This is a genomic window from Pseudomonas sp. PDM28 (assembly GCF_019219115.1).
GTDB lineage: Bacteria > Pseudomonadota > Gammaproteobacteria > Pseudomonadales > Pseudomonadaceae > Aquipseudomonas > Aquipseudomonas laurylsulfatiphila.
On record NZ_JAHUWG010000004.1, the window covers coordinates 21,800 to 39,914 of the forward strand.

Below are 18,115 nucleotides of genomic sequence, written 5' to 3' on the forward strand. Positions count from 1 at the left end.
AGAGTGCCGAGCGTGGAATCAGAAGTCAGTCGGGTTCAACTCATTCATGATCCGCGCGCGTTGCATGACGATCCGTTGCTGGATGGTCTGCTCGCTCTTTGCATGCTGCACCAGAAGCCGGCCAGCGCGGCCATGCTCACCACCGGCCTGCCACTGCCCGAGCAGCGTTTGAGTGTCGAGCTGCTGCCACGTGCGGCGGCTCGCGCGGGGCTGCAAGGTCGGGTGCTGCAGCGCAAGCTGGAGGATATTCCGGCGATTGCCATGCCGGCATTGTTGCTGCTCAAGGACGGTCGCAGCGCCGTCCTGCTTGGCTGGCAAGGCGAAGATCAGGTGCGGGTGCTGCTCAGCGAAAGCGATGGCGGTGAGTCCCTGGTCAGCCGCGAGCTGCTGGCCGACGACTACACCGGCAAAGTCTTTTTTGCCCAACCGCAGCACAAGTTCGACGTCAATCACGGCACGCTGATTCCGCGTGCGCGCTCGTGGTTTCGGGACACTCTCAAGCGTTCGCGCTGGCTGTACGCCGACGCCATTGCCGCCAGTTTCCTGATCAACATCATTGCCATGGCCGCGCCGTTGTTCGTGATGAACGTCTACGACCGTGTCGTGCCGAACCAGGCCGAAGCGACGCTATGGGTGCTGGCCGTCGGCATCTCTGGCGCCTACCTCTTCGACCTGATCCTGAAAAGCCTGCGCAGCCTGTGCCTGGACCTGGCCGGCAAGAAAACCGACCTGATCATCTCGGCCACGCTGTTCGAACGCATCGTCGGCATGACCATGAAGTACCGGCCGGCACGGGTCGGCAGTTTTGCCCAGAACATCCATGAATTTCAGAGTCTGCGCGATTTCCTCGCCTCGCTGACCCTTACCAGCCTGATCGACCTGCCGTTCACCCTCCTGATTTTCATGGTTATCGCGATCCTCGGCGGCCATCTGGTGTGGATACCGGTGCTGGCCTTCCCGATCGCCCTGGCCATCGGCTATGCGTTGCAGAAACCCCTGGTAGCGACCATGGAGCGGACCATGGCGCTGGGGGCCGAGCGGCAGTCGAGCCTGATCGAAACCCTGGCCGGGCTGGATGCGGTAAAGGTCAACAACGCCGAAAGCGAACGCCAGTATCAGTGGGAACAGACCATTGGCACCCTCAGTCGCCTTGAATTGCGGGTGAAGATGCTGTCCGGCCTGGCGATGAACATCACCTTGCTGATCCAGCAACTGGCCGGGGTGATCATGATCGTCTTCGGTGTGTACCAGATCATTGACGGTCACCTGAGCATGGGCGGTCTGATTGCCTGCTATATGCTCAGTGGCCGTGCGCTCAGCCCGCTGGCGTCGCTCTCCGGGTTGCTGACGCGCTATCAACAGGCACGGGTGACCATGACGTCCGTCGACCAAATGATGGAACTGCCCCAGGAGCGCAATTTCGAAGAGCGCCCGCTCAGCCGCAAGATATTGCAGGGCGCCATTGAATGCCGCCAGCTCAATTTCACCTACCCCCAACAGCAGAACCTGGCGCTGAAGAACATCAATCTGTCGATTCAGCCCGGTGAGAAGATCGGCATCATTGGCCGAAGCGGCTCGGGCAAGAGCTCGCTGGCCAAACTGCTGGTAGGGCTCTATCAGCCGGATGATGGCTCGCTGTTGGTCGATGGTGTGGATATCCGCCAGATCGACGTCAGCGAGCTGCGCTACAACATCGGCTACGTGCCCCAGGACATTCAGCTGCTCGCCGGCACCTTGCGCGACAACCTGGTTTCCGGTGCGCGGTATGTCGAGGATGAACTGGTGCTGCAAGCGGCAGAGCTGGCCGGTGTCCACGAATATGCGCGCCTGCATCCGCAGGGTTATGAGCTGCAAGTGGGCGAACGCGGGCAGAACCTTTCCGGCGGCCAGCGGCAAAACGTGGCCCTGGCCCGTGCATTACTGCTCAATCCGCCGATCCTGCTGCTCGACGAACCGACCAGTGCCATGGATAACACCGGTGAAGAGCGCCTCAAGCAGCGCCTGGCAGCCGTGATCGAAAACAAGACCGTGGTGCTGGTGACACACCGGGCATCGCTGTTGTCGCTGGTGGATCGGCTGATCGTGATCGACCGCGGGCAGATACTCGCCGACGGCCCGAAAGCCGCGGTGATGGAAGCGTTGAAGAAGGGGCAGATCAGTGTTGCTTAAGTCGGGTAAGGGTTCGATCCTTCGCTACTTCAAGGGCTCTTCTTCGCTCCAGGGCCAGCCGCTGCCGGAGGTCAACAAGGCGCTGATCGAAGATGCGCCGCGTGTGGTGCGGCTGACGATCTGGGCGATCATCGCGTTCTTCGTCTTCCTGATGGTCTGGGCCAACTTCGCGGTCATCGACGAAGTGACCAAGGGCGATGGCAAGGCGATTCCGTCGTCAAAGATCCAGAAAATCCAGAACCTTGAGGGCGGTATCATTTCCGAGCTGTTCGTCAAGGAAGGCCAGATCGTCGACGCCGGTGCACCGCTGCTTCGCCTGGACGACACGCGATTTGCGTCGAACGTCGGTGAAACCGAGGCCGATCGGTTGTCGATGGTGCTGCGGGTCGAGCGCCTGAGTGCCGAGGTCGACGATCGTCCGCTGAACTTCCCCGAGGATGTACTCAAGGCTGTGCCAGGTCAGGCCAAGAGCGAAGAGTCGCTCTATATCAGCCGCCGTCAGCAGTTGCACGACGAAATTGGCGGCTTGCAGGAGCAGTTGATCCAGCGCCAGCAAGAGCTGCGCGAGTTCACCTCCAAGCAGGCGCAATACCGCCAGCAATTGGGCTTCCAGCGTCAGGAAATCAGCATGTCCGAGCCATTGGTGGCCCAGGGCGCGGTATCACCGGTGGAAGTCCTGCGCCTCAGGCGTGCCGAAGCGGAGACCCGTGGCCAGCTCGACGCTACCACCCTTGCTATTCCGCGAGCCGAGTCGGCGATCAAGGAAGTACAGCGCAAGATCGACGAAACCCGCGGCAAGTTCCGTAGCGAAGCCCTTACCCAGCTCAATGAAGCACGCACCGATCTGAACAAGGCCCAGGCCACCGGCAAGGCCCTGGAAGACCGGGTCAGCCGGACGCTGGTCACCTCGCCGGTGCGGGGTATCGTCAACAAGCTGCTGGTCAATACCATCGGCGGGGTTATCCAGCCAGGCAGCGACCTGGTGGAAATCGTGCCGCTGGACGACACCTTGCTGGTCGAGGCGAAGATCCGCCCGCAGGACATCGCGTTCCTGCACCCGGGGCAGGAAGCGACGGTGAAATTCACGGCCTATGACTACACCATCTACGGTGGGCTGAAGGCCAAGCTGGAACAGATCGGTGCCGACACCATTACCGACGATGACAAGAAAACCACCTACTACATCATCAAGCTGCGCACCGACCGCAGCCACTTGGGCACCGACGAAAAGCCCTTGTTGATCATTCCGGGGATGGTGGCTTCCGTGGACATCATCACTGGCAAGAAGACCATCCTCAGCTACCTGCTCAAGCCGATCATCCGCGCGCGGGCCGAGGCGCTGCACGAGCGCTAGATCTTTAGTGAATTCACTGGCCTCATCGCGGGCAAGCCCGGCTCCCACAAGTTCTCTGTTGAAACACAATCATGTGTTTGACACAGAAACCTGTGGGAGCCGGGCTTGCCCGCGATGGGGCCAGGAAAAACACCACAACCCTGTCAGTAAGTGACAAATAACGTCACTCCGCAATCCACGCAGCCCCTTAGCAATCGCCATATCGTTATTCATTAACGGTATTTAAATTTCAATTCTTATACCTATAAAGTCAATTTCCTGCGTACCTGCCGACCAATCGGCGCGCCGCACGACACGAACCAACACGGGACCTCCGTGAGTTTCTGATCGACGCGCGCGCCATTGAGCGTGCCGTGCGTGGGAGTGATTTATGTCTGCAGCCTCAGCTTCGCCAAGCATCGCGCCACAATTCTTTGAAATCCGCCCGTTCAGCGGAGCGGTGGGCGCCGAAATCCTCGGCCTCGATTTGTCCCGCCCGATCAATGATCAGGACTTCGCCCGCATTCACCGCGCGCACCTGGACCATCATGTGGTGGTGTTCCGCGACCAGCGCATCACCCCGCAGCAGCACATCGACTTCAGCCGTCGTTTTGGCGTGTTGCAGATTCACGTGCTCAAACAGTTCCTGCTGGCAGGGCATCCGGAAATCCTCATCGTTTCCAACATCGTCGAAAACGGCCAGAACATCGGCCTGGGTGATGCCGGCAAGTTCTGGCATTCCGATCTCTCCTACAAACAACTGCCGAGCCTGGGCTCGATGCTGCACGCCCAGGAGCTGCCAGCGGAGGGCGGCGACACCTTGTTCGCCGACATGCACAAGGCCTGGGACAACCTGCCCGAGGCGCTGCGCAAAGCGGTGGAAGGCCGCTCGGCCGCGCACTCCTACACAGCGCGTTACAGCGAAACCAAATTCGAAGGCAACTGGCGCCCGACCCTGACCCCGGAGCAACTGGCCCAGGTCGCCGAAGTCGTCCACCCGGTCGTGCGTACCCACCCGGAAAACGGCCGCAAGGCCTTGTTCGTCAGTGAGGGGTTCACCACCCGCGTCGTTGGCCTGCCGGAGGACGAGAGCCAGCAACTGCTGGCCGAACTCTACGCCCACAGCGTGTTGCCGCAAAACATCTACCGCCATCAGTGGCAGCCCCATGACCTGGTGTTCTGGGACAACCGCTCGCTGATCCACCTTGCCGCCGGATGCCCGAGCTATCTGCGCCGCAAGTTGTTTCGCACCACCATCCAGGGCGACGCGCCTTTCTGAATTGCCGGAGAATTGATCATGTCCAAACGTCTGCCCTTTGCACCCCTGGCCGCCGCCATCGGCCTGGGTTTCAGTCTGATCGCCGGCAGCCTGGTCGCGCCGACCGTGGCCCATGCCGAAGGTGAAATCCGCATCGCCGAACAGTTCGGCATCGTCTACCTGCTGCTCAACGTGGTGCGCGATCAGAACCTGATCGAGAAGTACGGCAAGCAGGAAGGTATCGACATCAAGGTCGACTGGACCCAGCTCTCCGGCGGCGCGGCGGTCAACGATGCGCTGCTGTCCGGCTCGATCGACATTGCCGGTGCCGGTGTCGGCCCGCTGTTGACCATCTGGGACCGCACCCACGGCAAGCAGAACGTCAAGGCCGTGGCTTCCCTCGGCAACTTCCCGTACTACCTGGTGAGCAACAACCCCAAGGTCAAGACCATTGCCGATTTCACCGAGAAGGACCGCATCGCGGTGCCGGCGGTGGGCGTGTCGGTACAGTCGCGCTTCCTGCAATACGCGGCCGCCAGGCAGTGGGGCGACAAGGATTTCAATCGCCTCGACAAGTACACCATCGCTGTTCCGCACCCCGACGCTACAGCGGCGCTGGTAGCCGGTGGCACCGAGTTGACCGGGCACTTTTCCAACCCGCCATTCCAGGATCAGGCGCTGGAAAACCCCAATGTACACGTGGTGCTGAACACTTATGACCTGCTCGGCCCGAACTCACCGACGGTGCTGTTCGCCACCGAGAAATTCCGCAACGAGAACCCGAAAACCTACAAAGCCTTCATCGAAGCGCTGACCGAGGCCGCACAGTTTGCGCAGAACGATAAAGGCGCAGCAGCGGACACTTACATCCGCGTGACCAAGGCCAAAATCGACCGCGCCGCGTTGCTGAAAATCATCGACAACCCGCAGTTCGAGTTCAGCGTCACGCCGAAAAACACTTACCCGTTGGCCGAGTTCCTCTACCGCGTCGGCGCGATCAAAAACAAACCGGACTCGTGGAAGGACTATTTCTTCCAGGACGCCAAGCCGCTGCAAGGGAGCTGACCGAAATGAACGCCCCTTTGCAAGGCCACACGGTCAGCAATCCGATCGCGGCAGCCCAGGCGCTGCTGTCGGTCGACAACGTCAGCCTCGAGTACCGCACGCCGCAGCGGGTAGTGCGGGCGACCCATCAAGTCAGCTTCGAGATCGATCCGGCAGACCGTTTTGTCCTGCTCGGGCCGTCCGGTTGCGGCAAGTCGACCTTGCTCAAGGCCGCTGCCGGCTTCATCCAGCCCGTGGAAGGCGAGATCCGTCTGCAAGGTCAGCGCGTCGATGCGCCGGGGCCGGACCGGATCGTGGTGTTCCAGGAGTTTGATCAACTGCCACCGTGGAAAACCGTCAAACAGAACGTGATGTTTCCGCTGCTGGCCTCGAAAACCCTCAAGCGCAAAGAGGCTGAAGAGCGGGCCTTGCACTACCTGGAGAAGGTCGGTCTGGCGGCGTTTGCCGATGCCTATCCACACACCTTGTCCGGTGGCATGAAGGCTCGGGTTGCCATCGCCCGGGCGCTGGCGATGCAGCCGAAAATCCTCCTGATGGACGAACCCTTCGCCGCCCTCGATGCGCTGACCCGACGCAAGATGCAGGAAGAACTGCTGCTGCTCTGGGAAGAGGTGCGCTTCACACTGCTGTTCGTCACGCACTCCATCGAAGAGGCGCTGGTGGTGGGTAACCGCATTCTGTTGCTGTCACCGCATCCGGGGCGAGTGCGGGCGGAAGTGCACAGCCACCAATACGATTTGCACAGCCTCGGCGGTGTGGCGTTTCAGGAATCGGCGCGTCGCATTCACCGGCTGTTGTTCGACGAAGGTCAATCACCGCAAGCCGAGCATGAGCTGGATTTCGCTGACATTCGCATTGCGTATTGAGCCAGTTGAGAGGAGGGCCCGATGAGCCATTTATCATCCCCGCGTGAAGCGTTCGAAACGGTTTTGCAGCCACTGACCAGCGTGCCGCTGGAGCGTGAACTGCCCCTTGGGCAACGCCTGTGGCAACAGGGCTGGTTGCGTAAAAGCCTGATCCTGGTGTTGCTCGCCGTGCTCTGGGAAGCCGTTGCGCGCTATCAGAACAACGACCTGCTGCTGCCGAGCTTCTTGCAGACCGCTCACGCGCTGTACGACGGCCTGCTCAGTGGCGAGCTGCTGGGCAAGGTGTGGATCTCTCTGGTGGTGTTGCTCAAGGGTTACCTGATCGGCATCGTCCTGGCGTTTGGCCTGACGACACTGGCGGTGTCGACGCAATTCGGTCGCGACTTGCTCAGTACCCTGACGTCGATGTTCAACCCGTTGCCCGCTATCGCGCTTTTGCCGCTGGCGCTGTTGTGGTTCGGCCTGGGGCAGAACAGCCTGATTTTCGTGCTGGTGCATTCGGTGCTCTGGGCCTTGGCGCTGAACACCTACGCCGGGTTTCTCGGCGTCTCGGAAACACTGCGCATGGCCGGGCGCAACTATGGTCTCAAGGGCATGCGTTTTGTGCTGTTCATCCTGATCCCGGCGGCGCTGCCGTCGATCCTCGCCGGGTTGAAAATCGGCTGGGCGTTTGCCTGGCGGACGTTGATTGCTGCCGAGTTGGTGTTTGGCGCGACCAGCGGCAAGGGTGGGTTGGGCTGGTATATCTTTCAGAATCGCAATGAGCTGTACACCGACAAGGTGTTTGCCGGCCTGGCGGTGGTGATTCTTATTGGGTTGCTGGTGGAGAATCTGGTGTTTGATTCGTTGGAGCGGGTGACGGTGAAGCGCTGGGGGATGCAGCGCTGATCGCAAATCAGAAGATCACATGCCTCTGTAGGCGCTGCCGAAGGCTGCGATCTTTTGATCTGCTAGCATTGCATCTGGATCAATCCTGATCGGCCATGAGTGCCCTGCATGCAACTCCCGGACATGAACCTGCTGGTCGCCCTCGACGCCTTGCTCGACGAGGGCAGTGTGGTGGGGGCGGCGCGGCGGATGAACCTGAGCCCGGCGGCCATGAGCCGGACGTTGACGCGCATCCGCGAAGCCATTGGCGACCCGATCCTGGTGCGCGCCGGCCGTGGCCTGGTGCCGACCCCCAAGGCGCTGGAATTGCGCGAGCAAGTGCGCAGCGTGGTGGAGCAGGCCGGGTTGCTGTTTCGGTCGGCCGATGCGGTGGAGCTGAGTTCACTGCGGCGGCGGTTCAGCATTCGGGCTAACGACTTCTTTGTCGGTGTCTACGGCGGCAGGTTGTTCGACACACTCGACCGGCAGGCGCCGCACTGTGAATTGCGTTTCGTCCCGGAAGGCGATGGCGATGATGAGGCCTTGCGCGAAGGGCGGATCGATCTGAGTGTCAGCAACACACGGCCGTTGACCCCGGAAGTGAAGGTTCAGAACCTGTTTTCCACCCACTTCGTCGGCCTGGTGCGCGAGGATCATCCGCTGCTGGACGAAGAGATCACGGCAGAGCGCTATGCCGGTTATTCCCATATCAGCATGTCCCGGCGTGGCATTGCCCGGGGGCCGATCGATACCGCGCTCAATGCCCTGGGCCTGGAGCGACGGGTGGCGGTGATCGCGCCAAGTTTTCATGCGGCGATGTTTGCCCTGCCCGATTCCGACCTGATCCTGCCGGTGCCCAAGGAAGCCTTGCTGAGTGTGCGGCGGCTGGGGTTGAAACTGCGCTCGTTCAACCTGCCGATTCCGTTGCCGACCCTGATGCTGACCCAGGCCTGGCACCCGCGCTTCGACAAGGACCCGGCGCACCGCTGGCTGCGTGAAACCCTGAAAACCTGCTGCGATGAAACGTGGCTGGCTGCTCAACCATGAGCTGATCAGTTCCCCTGTGGGAGCGAGCTTGCTCGCGATGAGGCCGGCAGCCTCGACATCCCTATTGGCTGACCTGCCGCTATCGCGAGCAAGCTCGCTCCCACAGGAGGGTATCGTTGCGTCTGGCGCACTTATAACCTGCCGATAAGTTGATTTTCGTCAGGCATCACGCTTTTTAGAATGCTTCGGTCTTTCCACGCCGGAGCTCGCAGTACATGACTTCCCTTACGGTCACGGCACCTGTCGCTGCGGTCAGCACGGCAGCCGCACCGCCGGTCTTCGGCCCACGGATCATCATCGGCCTGGTGGGCGTGCTGCTGGCGGTGCTGGTGTCGGGCCTGAACGAGATGGTGACCAAGGTCGCGCTCGCCGACATCCGTGGTGCATTGGCCATCGGCTACGACGAAGGCACCTGGCTGGTCGCCTGTTACACCGCGACGTCGGTGGCGGCCATGGCGTTTGCGCCCTGGTGTGCGGTGACGTTCTCGTTGCGGCGTTTCACCCTGTGCGCCATCAGCCTGTTCACCCTGTTGGGTGTGTTGTGCCCCTTTGCCCCGAATTACGAAAGCCTGCTGTTGCTGCGCACCTTGCAAGGCCTGGCGGGCGGCGCACTGCCCCCCATGTTGATGACCGTGGCCCTGCGGTTTCTGCCCGCCAACGTGAAATTGTATGGCCTGGCCGGTTATGCCCTGACGGCGACGTTCGGCCCGGGCCTGGGCACGCCATTGGCCGGGCTGTGGACCGACTACGTCGGCTGGCAATGGACCTTCTGGCAAATCATCGCACCGTGCCTGATTGCCATGGCCGCGGTAGCGTATGGCCTGCCCCAGGACCCGCTGCGCCTGGAGCGCTTCAAGTCCTTCAACTGGCGCGGATTGCTGTTGGGCTTTCCCGCCATCTGCATGCTGGTGATCGGCATCCTGCAGGGCAACCGTCTGGACTGGTTCGAGTCGAACCTGATCTGCGGATTGCTCGGTGGCGGGCTGTTGCTGCTGGTGCTGTTTTTGAGCGGCGAGTGGTCGCAGCCGATACCGTTTTTCAAGATGCAAATGCTCGGCATCCGCAACCTGTCTTTCGCCCTGCTGACCCTGGCGGGCGTGCTGGTGGTGTTGCAGGCGGTGATCATCATTCCGTCCAGCTACCTGGCGCAGGTCCAGGGTTATCGCCCGGTGCAGACCGCACCGATCATGCTGCTGGCGGCGCTGCCGCAATTGATCGCGCTGCCGTTGGTGGCGACCCTGTGCAACTTTCGCTGGGTTGATTGCCGCTGGGTGTTGGGCATCGGCCTGGGCATGCTGGCGTTGTCGTGCGTCGGCGGCTCGCAACTGACGTCCGCGTGGATCCGCGACGATTTCTATGTGCTGCAATGGCTGCAGATTTTCGGTCAGCCCATGGCGGTATTGCCGCTGTTGATGTTGTCCACCGGCAGCATCAGTCCTATGGAAGGGCCGTTCGCATCGGCCTGGTTCAACACCGTCAAAGGCCTGTCGGCGGTCATCGCCACCGGGGTGATCGAAGCGCTGACCACGGCCCGTCTGCATTTTCATTCGACCATGTTGGTCGATCGCCTCGGCAACTCGCCGCTTGCCGAGCGCGACGGCGCAAGTCTCGCTCATCGTCTGCATGAGCAAGCGCTGGTGCTCACGTCCTCTGATCTTTACCTGTGCATGGCCGGTCTCGCCGTGACCTTGATCCTGCTGATTTTCTGGCTGCCGACGCGGATCTATCCGCCGCGCATACCGACCTGAATGCTCCACTGAAACAGAAGGTTTTTATGAACACCCAAGCAAAGCAGAAAGTCGCGGTGGCCGTGGCCGTCGCATTGGTCGTCGGTGGGGCGCTGTACCTCGCAATGCCCGGCCTGTTCGGCAAGCGTACCCAGCAGAACACCAACGATGCATACGTCTCGGCGGACTTCACCCTGGTCGTGCCGCGGGTCGCCGGGTTTATCAAGGAAGTGCTGGTCGAGGACAACCAGCAGGTCAAGGCGGGGCAATTGCTGGCGCTGATCGATGACCGGGATTTGCGCGCCGCCGCCCAGGCCGCCGACGCCGAAACGCTGGTGGCCAGGGCGCAACTGCAAAACGCCCGGGCGACCCTGGAGCGCCAGGCATCGGTGATTGCCCAGGCGCAATCTTCGGTGGTTTCGGCCAAGGCGGAAATGGCCTTTGCCGAGCATGAATTGAACCGCTACAAGCACCTCGCCGGGGTGGGCGCCGGCACGGTGCAAAATGCGCAACAGGCGCAAACACGCATCGACCAGGCTGGCGCACGTCTGGCTAACGCCACGGCAGTGCTGGCGGCGGAGCGCAAGCAGGTGGAGATCCTGACGGCCCAGCGCGATGCAGCCGAAGGCGGGCTGAAACGGGCGCAAGCGAAGCTGGAAATGGCCAGCTACGAGTTGTCCTATACGCGGATCGTGGCGCCACAGGACGGTATGGTCGGAGAACGCGCGGTGCGGGTCGGCGCCTACGTCACGCCGGGCAGCAAGATCCTTGCCGTGGTGCCGCTGGCGCAGGCTTATGTGATGGCCAATTTCCAGGAAACGCAACTGACGGATGTGCAGCCGGGGCAGGCGGTGCAAGTGCGCGTCGATAGCCTGGGCGGTGCGGCACTCAACGGTCGTGTCGAAAGCATCGCGCCGGCCACCGGGGTGACGTTCGCCGCGATCAAACCGGACAATGCCACTGGCAACTTCACCAAGGTGGTGCAGCGGATACCGGTGAAGATCGTGCTGGAGCCGGGGCAGTCGCTGGCCGAGCGCTTGCGGGTGGGGATGTCGGTGGAGGCGAGTATTGATACGGCCACCGCCGAGGCGAAAGAGGTTGTTCAGCGATGAAGATATTCGTTGATCGCGCTGACGCCTTCGCGAGCAAGCCCGCTCCCACAGGGGAATGCGGTCAACTGTGGGAGCGGGCTTGCCCGCGAAGAGGCCTGTGGCAGTCACTCACCTTCAGTGCCTTGCTCGTCATGAGCCTCAGCGCCTGCACCGTCGGCCCCGATTTCCAAAAGCCCGAAACCACACAAATCACCGAATGGGCAAAACCATCAAAGGCAGCCACCAGCCAGGCCATCGCCGAAACAATGGCCGAGCGCTGGTGGGAAGTGTTCCACGACCCGAAACTCTCGGCCTTGAGCCAGCGCGCCCTGACCGACAACCTCGACCTGAAGCTGGCCGGCAGCCGTTTGCAGCAAAGTCGTGCGGTGCGCCAGGTGATCACTGCCAACCGCTACCCCAACACGGCCGCCAGTGGCAGTTACGGGCGCAATCGCAGCAGTGCTGAAGGCTTGAACGACCCGTCGGGACACAATGGCCAATCGGCTTTCAACCTGTGGAATGCCGGCTTTTCCGCTTCCTGGGAGCTCGACTTCTGGGGCCGCGTGCGTCGGGAAACCGAAGCAGCCGACGCCACCTTGGAGGTCGCCGAGAACGACCGGCGTGGTGTGCTGCTGTCGGTGCTGGCCGAAACCGCCCAGGACTACATTCAATTGCGCGGTGTGCAGAACACCCGGCTCGTTACCGAACAGAACCTCGACGTCGCCCGCCATAGCCTGAAGCTCTCGCAACTGCGCCTGGCCGACGGCGTCGCGACGGATCTGGATGTCGCCGAAGCCGCCGCGCAGGTGGCGGCCATCGAATCGCGTCTGCCCGCGCTGGAGCAGCGCCAGTGGCAACTGATCAATGCCTTGAGCCTGTTGATGGGCGAAGCACCCCAGGCATTGGCGGCGGAATTATCCACAGACGCCCCGGTGCCACAAACGCCCCGCCAGGTCGCCATTGGCTTGCCCTCGCAACTGGCTGAGCGTCGACCGGACATTCGCCAGGCCGAAGCGCGACTGCATGCCGCCACGGCCAGCATTGGCGTGGCCAAGGGGGATTTCTATCCGCGAATCATCCTGTCGGGGAACATCGGCTCCCAGGCCATGCAGCTGAGCGATTTTGGCTCCTGGGGTTCGCGTTCATTCGGGATCGGCCCGCAATTGAGCTTGCCGTTGTTCGACGGTGGCCGTTTGCGTGGCGTGCTCCAATTGCGTGAAGCACAACAACAGGAAGCGGCCATTGCCTATCAGCAAACCGTGTTGCGCGCCTGGCATGAAATCGATGACCAACTGACCGCCTATAACGCCAGCCAATTGCGCCGCGACAGCCTGGCCGAAGCCGTGCGGCAGAACCGCATTGCGCTGGACACCGCGCAACAGCAGTACGTGGAGGGCGTGGTGGATTTCGTCACCGTACTCACCGTGCAAGGGGCGTTGCTGGCCACGCAGGAGCAGTGGGTCGAAAGCTCGACCGGCGTGTCGCTGGCGGCCGTCGGGTTGTACAAGGCGTTGGGTGGGGGGTGGGAGTCGGTGTATCCGTTGAGCGAGTCGGCGCAGCGTTAATACACAGGCAATGATGGCCATCTGCTTGACGCTAGTCACCGCTGTCGTAGACTCCGTTGATCCGAAAGGGAGTGCGGTCATGCGGATTTTCTGTGTGTTGGGGTTGGGATGGGTCCTCGTCGCGAGCGTTGTCCAGGCGCAAACGCCTGGGGTAGACGATCCGCTTACGCAAATGGATGCAGGCGCCAGTGCTGCGACCAGCACCGAGGCCCGTGGTGTATTGCGCGCCAGGGACCAGGCCGTACTGGCCAGTGAGGTGCCCGGGCGGATTGTCGAATTGCCGTTCAGCGAGGGGGAATCGTTCAAGAAGGGCGATACCCTGGCGCGGTTCGATTGCTCGGCCTATCAGGCGCAGCTCAATGCCGCTCAAGCGGCCAGCCGTGGCGCAGGTGAAGAACTGGCGCACAACCGGCAACTGGCCGCGCTGAATTCGGTCGGGCGTTTCGAAGTGGCACGTGCCGAGGCCAAGGTCAGTGAAACCCAGGCGCAGTCCCAGGTGTATCAAGTGCAGGTCAAGCGTTGCAGCGTGCTGGCGCCGTTCGATGGTCAGGTCGTCGAGCGCAAGGTACAGCGCTTTGAAAGCGTTCCAGCCGGCGCGCCATTGCTGGACGTTGTCGATAATCGCACCCTGGAAATCCACCTGCTCGTGCCCTCGCGCTGGATGGCCCGACTCAAGCCCGGGCAGACTTTCAGTTTTGTTCCCGATGAAACCGGCAAGCCGTTGGACGCGACGGTCAAGCGCCTGGGCGCGCGAATCGATGAAGGCAGTCAGACCTTGCTGCTGGTGGCCAGCGTGCCCGATGCCAGCGGGTTGCTGGCGGGCATGAGCGGCACGGCGCATTTCGCGGAGTTCAAGTGAACGCGCCGGTGAGCGGCGGTGCCGAGCAGGTATTCGCACGTTTTCTAGATTTGGAGCGCCAGACCCGCGCAGCCCGAACGCCCGCCCAATTGGCCTACAGCCTGGTCAATGATGGCCAGGCACTGTTTGGCTTTCGCCATGCGGCCCTGTTGATCGCCGGGAAGGTGCAGGCCGTGACCGGTGTCAGCGCGGTGGAACCGAATTCGCCGTTTGTCGCGTTCGTCGAGCAGGCGGTGGCGCAGTTGTTCAAAGGCGAGCAGTTGCAACAGGCGCGGGTCATTGCCGCCGACCTCCTCAGCGAATCACTGCAGGCGGAATGGCAAAGCCTGTCGGCGGCGCAGGTGTTCTGGCTGCCGCTGATCGATCGCCAGGGCGCAGTGTTCGGCGGGTTGTGGCTGGCCCGGGATGTTCCGTGGAACCCTGGCGAACAAGTGCTGCTGTCGCAACTGGGCGATACCTACAGCCACGCCTGGCAGGCGTTGCAACCGCGCAAGCCGTGGCGCCTGCGCTGGACGCGCAAACGCCAGGCATTGCTGGTGGCAATGCTATTGCTCGGGCTGTTGATCCCGGTGCGCCAATCCGTGTTGGCACCGGCCGAAGTGGTGCCGCTGGGCGGTCGGGTGGTGGCGGCGCCGCTGGACGGTGTGATAGCCGAATTCCTGGTCAAACCCAACCAGACGGTGAAGGCCGGCGACCTGTTGCTGCGCTTCGAAAGCACCACGCTCAAGGCTCAGGCCGATGTTGCCGAACGCGCCCTCGGGGTTGCCGAGGCGGAACTCAAGGCCAACTCCCAGCGCTCGTTTGCCGATGCCGAGTCCAGCTCGAAACTGGATTTGCTGGCCGCCCGGGTCGAACAGAAACGCGCCGAGCGTGACTACGCCCGTGAGCTGCTCAAACGCAGCGAAGTGCGCGCCGAGCGCGATGGCATCGCGGTGTTTGCCGATGCCGAGCGCTGGACCGGCAAACCCGTGCAGACGGGCGAGCGACTGATGGAGATCGCCGATCCGGCTCAGGCGCAATTGCGTATCGAACTGGCCGTGGGCGATGCGATTTCCCTGGAGCCCGGCGCCGAGGTCGCCTTGTTCCTCGACAGTGACCCGCTGCAACGGCATCTGGCCAGGCTCGAACGTTCGGCTTATGAAGCGCAGCCCACGGCAGGCGGGCAGTTGGCCTATCGCCTGGATGCGATTTTCGACGCGGCACCCCCGCGCATCGGTTTGCGCGGCACGGCGAAAATCTTCGGTGACCGGGCGCCGCTGGCGTTGTACCTGCTGCGTCGACCGCTGGCCGGTTTGCGTCAGAGCGTGGGCCTGTAAATGAGCCTGCCCGGCCTGCGTGCCGATCTGCAATTGTCTCCGGCAGCGCCGGCGCTGGACGGTGCGCCCTGCTGGACGCTGGCCGACCCGGTGCGGGGGCGTTACTTCAAGCTCGGTACCACGGCCATGCGATTGTTGCGCCACTGGTCGCTGGGTGAACCCGAGCAAGTCCTGCAAGCGGCCAATCGTGAACCGGGACTGGTACTGGACGCTGCAGATCTTGAGCAGTTGCTGGTGTTCTTGCGCAGCCACGACCTGATTACCGCCCTCGATCCCCAGCAGCGAGCCAGTTACAGCCTTAAAGCGGCTGCCCAGCACCAGAGCCTGTGGCAGCAGCTGCTGCATCAATACCTGTTTTTTCGTATTCCGCTGTGGCGTCCCGAGCGTTTTCTCAACCGTGCCTGGCCATGGCTGGAGCGCTTTGGCCCACGGGCGCTGCGCTACGGATTGCCCGCCGTGCTGGGGTTGGGGGTGTTTCTGGTGTCGCGGGACTGGCAGCGGTTTATCGCGACCTTTCCGCATTTGTTCAGCCTTGGCGGTGCATTGGCGTTTGGCGTGGCCCTGTTCTTCGCCAAGCTCTGCCACGAATTCGGTCATGCGTTCATGGCCAAGCGCGCCGGGTGCCGGGTACAGAGCATGGGCGTGGCGTTCATGGTGCTGCTGCCGATGTTCTATACCGATGTCAGCGATGCCTGGCGGGTCAATGATCGCAAGGCCCGGTTGCTGATTGGCGCGGGCGGTGTGCTGGCCGAGTTGCTGTTGGCGTGCCTGGCCTTGCTGGCGTGGTCGTTGTTGCCCGACGGGCCGGCTCGCACCGCGGCGTTCATGCTCGCCAGTGCTACGTGGATCACGACGTTGGTGGTCAACCTCAACCCGTTCATGCGCTTTGATGGTTATTTTTTGCTCAGCGATTTCTGGCAGGTTGATAACCTGCAAGGCCGGGCGTTTGCCTTGTGCCGTTGGCGCCTGCGCGAGTTTTTGTTCGGCTACGGTGCCACGGCGCCGGAGCCTTGGTCGCCGACAATGCAACGGCGCTTGCTGATCTGGGGGTATGGCTCGTGGTTATGGCGCGCGGCATTGTTTTTCGGGATCGCTCTGGCGGTCTACCACCTGTTCTTCAAGGTGTTGGGGATCTTCCTGATGCTGGTGGAACTGGTGTGGTTCATCTTTCTGCCCATCATGAGTGAATGGCGCCAGTGGTGGAGCCGCCGCGAGCAGGCGCATGGGCCGCGGGTGTTGCTCAGCAGCCTGGTGGTGTTCGGGCTGTTGCTGCTGCTGATCCTGCCGTGGCGCAGTGCCGTCGAGGTGCCGGCCATGCTCGAAGCGGGACGGGTCAGCACCTTGCATGCGCCAGTGGCAGCACGGATCAAGGCGGTGAATGTATATGACGGGCAGTCGGTGGCGCAGGGCGATGTCCTGATCGAACTGGAGTCTCCGGATCTCGATTCGCGCCAGGCCATCGCGCGCCGGGAAATCGACATTCAGCAGTTGCAGATGCGTCGTCAGGCCAGCCGCAGCGAAACGGCTTCCGATGCCGGGATCGTCGAGCAGCGCCTGGCCGAAGCGGTCGCGGAATACCGGGGGCTGGCGGCTCAGCGCGAGCGATTACTCCTGCGCGCCCCCCATGCCGGCACTGTGCGCGACCTGCTGCCGCAATGGGCGGTGGGGCGCTGGCTGTCGACCCGGGAGCCGCTGGCTCGGGTTGTCGAGCGGGGGGTGCGCTTGCGTGGCTATCTGGCCGAGGCGGAGCTCTGGCGCGTGGCACCGGGTGCCACCGGACGGTTTATCGCGGACGATCCGATGCACCCGGCGATTGCCGTGCAACTGAGCGAAATCGATACCAATGGTGCGGCGTTTGTCGATCAGGAGGCGCTGACGTCCGATCACCACGGGCCGATTGCCGTGCGCCGCGATCAGTATCAACGGGCCGAGCCGGTACAGGCGCAGTACGGTGCGCGGTTGATGACCCTCGAACCGGCGCCGACGCCGGTGCAGCCATTGCGTGGCGTTGCAGTGTTGCAGGGCAGCGGCGAGTCGTTATTGGGGGTCGCTTGGCGGCGCATGGCGGCGCTGGGGGTCAGGGAAAGCGGTTTTTAAGGAGAGCGACGATGGCGAACAACAGTGCTGTGGCAGCCGAAGGCTTGGTGGTACGGCCTTCGCTAGCCAGTGACGGGCCTTTTTTGCAGCGCCTGTATCAATCGGCCCGACCAGACCTGCAATGGATCGACGACAGCGCGGAGGTGGTCGAGCAGGTTGTGGCCCAGCAGTTCCAGGTGCAGGAGCAAGGCCTGGGTGAAAACTTCCCCAATGCCATGCATTACGTGGTTGAAAAACTTGGCACTGCGATCGGCGCGTTGAGCACTGATTTCGGGGCGAACGAGATTCGCGTGCTGTATCTGGCCTTCATCCCCGCTGCGCGGGGGCAGGGGTATGGGCGGGCGGTATTGCAGGGGGTGCAGAAAGCCGCCCAACAGATTCGTTGCCCGGTGGCGACGGTGGTCTGGGCCAGCAATCCCCATGCGCTTGGGCATTACCTGGCCCTGGGCTTTACCGTGCAGGAATACAACGTCGCGGCAAAACGACTGGTGTGGTATCCGCAAGGCTGAAGGCACTGCGAGCCAGAAATGGGTCAGTTGAACGCGATGTAGAAGTAGCCTCGCTGCGGATCACGTCCCATCGACGGCACTCGGGAAACGAAAATGTTTTCCACTTTGCCCAGTTCCGGCAATTGCAGCGTGCATAACCCGTCCACAAAATCGGTCGGGACCAGGCTGTTGAGCTCGACACTGAATGGCATGCGCTCACTGTTGCGCATGCGGGCGCGGGGTGAGTCCTCAAGGTGTTCGATCTGCACCGACAATTCGCTGCCGTCGGGCAGGCGTAGGGCGACGGTCTGACCCAGCAGGGTCTGGAAATGATGGCTTTGAACCGCTTGCAACATGATCAGGCTCC

Annotated in this window: 15 protein-coding genes; 14 read left to right on the forward strand and 1 reads right to left on the reverse strand. The window is 62.3% G+C overall.

What is annotated here, in order from left to right; genetic code table 11:
* The first annotated feature begins 12 nt into the window (after nucleotides 1-12).
* From KW841_RS09525 to KW841_RS09590, 14 genes are all read left to right on the forward strand, one after another.
* Nucleotides 13-2,169, forward strand: a complete 2,157-nt coding sequence (locus tag KW841_RS09525; RefSeq protein WP_102702432.1) for a type I secretion system permease/ATPase — start codon at nucleotides 13-15, stop codon at nucleotides 2,167-2,169.
* Complete coding sequence (locus KW841_RS09530; RefSeq protein ID WP_218475511.1) at nucleotides 2,159-3,523, forward strand: HlyD family type I secretion periplasmic adaptor subunit; 1,365 nt, start codon at nucleotides 2,159-2,161, stop codon at nucleotides 3,521-3,523. The genes KW841_RS09525 and KW841_RS09530 overlap by 11 nt, the downstream gene beginning before the upstream one ends.
* Before the next feature lie 370 nt (nucleotides 3,524-3,893).
* Nucleotides 3,894-4,781: a TauD/TfdA family dioxygenase gene (locus KW841_RS09535; RefSeq protein WP_218475514.1), complete on the forward strand. Its 888-nt coding sequence runs from the start codon at nucleotides 3,894-3,896 to the stop codon at nucleotides 4,779-4,781.
* 18 nt (nucleotides 4,782-4,799) lie between these two features.
* Nucleotides 4,800-5,825, forward strand: coding sequence for an ABC transporter substrate-binding protein (locus KW841_RS09540; RefSeq protein WP_102702429.1), 1,026 nt, complete (start codon nucleotides 4,800-4,802; stop codon nucleotides 5,823-5,825).
* Between the two features lie 5 nt (nucleotides 5,826-5,830).
* Complete coding sequence (locus KW841_RS09545) at nucleotides 5,831-6,691, forward strand: ABC transporter ATP-binding protein (protein ID WP_218475516.1); 861 nt, start codon at nucleotides 5,831-5,833, stop codon at nucleotides 6,689-6,691.
* Between the two features lie 21 nt (nucleotides 6,692-6,712).
* Nucleotides 6,713-7,579 (forward strand): ABC transporter permease, encoded by an 867-nt coding sequence (locus tag KW841_RS09550; protein ID WP_007977620.1) that lies wholly within the window; start codon nucleotides 6,713-6,715, stop codon nucleotides 7,577-7,579.
* Between the two features lie 108 nt (nucleotides 7,580-7,687).
* Nucleotides 7,688-8,605, forward strand: a complete 918-nt coding sequence (locus tag KW841_RS09555) for a LysR family transcriptional regulator (RefSeq protein WP_102702427.1) — start codon at nucleotides 7,688-7,690, stop codon at nucleotides 8,603-8,605.
* Between the two features lie 215 nt (nucleotides 8,606-8,820).
* A complete protein-coding gene (locus KW841_RS09560; RefSeq protein ID WP_218475519.1) occupies nucleotides 8,821-10,353 on the forward strand; it encodes an MFS transporter in 1,533 nt (510 codons plus the stop codon).
* Nucleotides 10,354-10,379: 26 nt separating this feature from the next.
* The gene (locus KW841_RS09565) at nucleotides 10,380-11,444 is read left to right on the forward strand and encodes an HlyD family secretion protein (RefSeq protein ID WP_218475522.1); all 1,065 of its coding nucleotides are present in this window, start codon (nucleotides 10,380-10,382) and stop codon (nucleotides 11,442-11,444) included.
* The gene (locus KW841_RS09570) at nucleotides 11,441-12,988 is read left to right on the forward strand and encodes an efflux transporter outer membrane subunit (protein ID WP_218475524.1); all 1,548 of its coding nucleotides are present in this window, start codon (nucleotides 11,441-11,443) and stop codon (nucleotides 12,986-12,988) included. The genes KW841_RS09565 and KW841_RS09570 overlap by 4 nt, the downstream gene beginning before the upstream one ends.
* Before the next feature lie 79 nt (nucleotides 12,989-13,067).
* On the forward strand, nucleotides 13,068-13,847 hold the full coding sequence (locus tag KW841_RS09575) for an efflux RND transporter periplasmic adaptor subunit (protein WP_218475525.1): 780 nt from the start codon (nucleotides 13,068-13,070) through the stop codon (nucleotides 13,845-13,847).
* Nucleotides 13,844-15,163, forward strand: a complete 1,320-nt coding sequence (locus KW841_RS09580; RefSeq protein ID WP_218475528.1) for an HlyD family efflux transporter periplasmic adaptor subunit — start codon at nucleotides 13,844-13,846, stop codon at nucleotides 15,161-15,163. Before KW841_RS09575 ends, KW841_RS09580 begins: the two co-directional genes overlap by 4 nt.
* Complete coding sequence (locus tag KW841_RS09585; RefSeq protein ID WP_218475530.1) at nucleotides 15,164-17,260, forward strand: biotin/lipoyl-binding protein; 2,097 nt, start codon at nucleotides 15,164-15,166, stop codon at nucleotides 17,258-17,260. It abuts the gene before it with no gap.
* Between the two features lie 11 nt (nucleotides 17,261-17,271).
* Nucleotides 17,272-17,769, forward strand: coding sequence for an N-acetyltransferase (locus KW841_RS09590; RefSeq protein WP_218475534.1), 498 nt, complete (start codon nucleotides 17,272-17,274; stop codon nucleotides 17,767-17,769).
* A 23-nt stretch (nucleotides 17,770-17,792) separates the two neighbouring features.
* Here the strand turns inward: KW841_RS09590 and KW841_RS09595 are convergent, their stop codons facing one another.
* Complete coding sequence (locus tag KW841_RS09595; protein WP_102702420.1) at nucleotides 17,793-18,104, reverse strand: hypothetical protein; 312 nt, start codon at nucleotides 18,102-18,104, stop codon at nucleotides 17,793-17,795.
* Nucleotides 18,105-18,115: the final 11 nt, after the last annotated feature.

Bases quoted from the DNA above. Each gene is read 5' to 3' on its own strand.
- KW841_RS09550 (WP_007977620.1), top strand. From the start codon at position 6,713: ATGAGCCATTTATCATCCCCGCGTGAAGCGTTCGAAACGGTTTTGCAG.
- KW841_RS09595 (WP_102702420.1), bottom strand. From the start codon at position 18,104: ATGTTGCAAGCGGTTCAAAGCCATCATTTCCAGACCCTGCTGGGTCAG.
- KW841_RS09575 (WP_218475525.1), top strand. From the start codon at position 13,068: ATGCGGATTTTCTGTGTGTTGGGGTTGGGATGGGTCCTCGTCGCGAGC.
- KW841_RS09560 (WP_218475519.1), top strand. From the start codon at position 8,821: ATGACTTCCCTTACGGTCACGGCACCTGTCGCTGCGGTCAGCACGGCA.
- KW841_RS09585 (WP_218475530.1), top strand. From the start codon at position 15,164: ATGAGCCTGCCCGGCCTGCGTGCCGATCTGCAATTGTCTCCGGCAGCG.
- KW841_RS09545 (WP_218475516.1), top strand. From the start codon at position 5,831: ATGAACGCCCCTTTGCAAGGCCACACGGTCAGCAATCCGATCGCGGCA.
- KW841_RS09555 (WP_102702427.1), top strand. From the start codon at position 7,688: ATGCAACTCCCGGACATGAACCTGCTGGTCGCCCTCGACGCCTTGCTC.
- KW841_RS09540 (WP_102702429.1), top strand. From the start codon at position 4,800: ATGTCCAAACGTCTGCCCTTTGCACCCCTGGCCGCCGCCATCGGCCTG.
- KW841_RS09535 (WP_218475514.1), top strand. From the start codon at position 3,894: ATGTCTGCAGCCTCAGCTTCGCCAAGCATCGCGCCACAATTCTTTGAA.
- KW841_RS09570 (WP_218475524.1), top strand. From the start codon at position 11,441: ATGAAGATATTCGTTGATCGCGCTGACGCCTTCGCGAGCAAGCCCGCT.
- KW841_RS09565 (WP_218475522.1), top strand. From the start codon at position 10,380: ATGAACACCCAAGCAAAGCAGAAAGTCGCGGTGGCCGTGGCCGTCGCA.
- KW841_RS09590 (WP_218475534.1), top strand. From the start codon at position 17,272: ATGGCGAACAACAGTGCTGTGGCAGCCGAAGGCTTGGTGGTACGGCCT.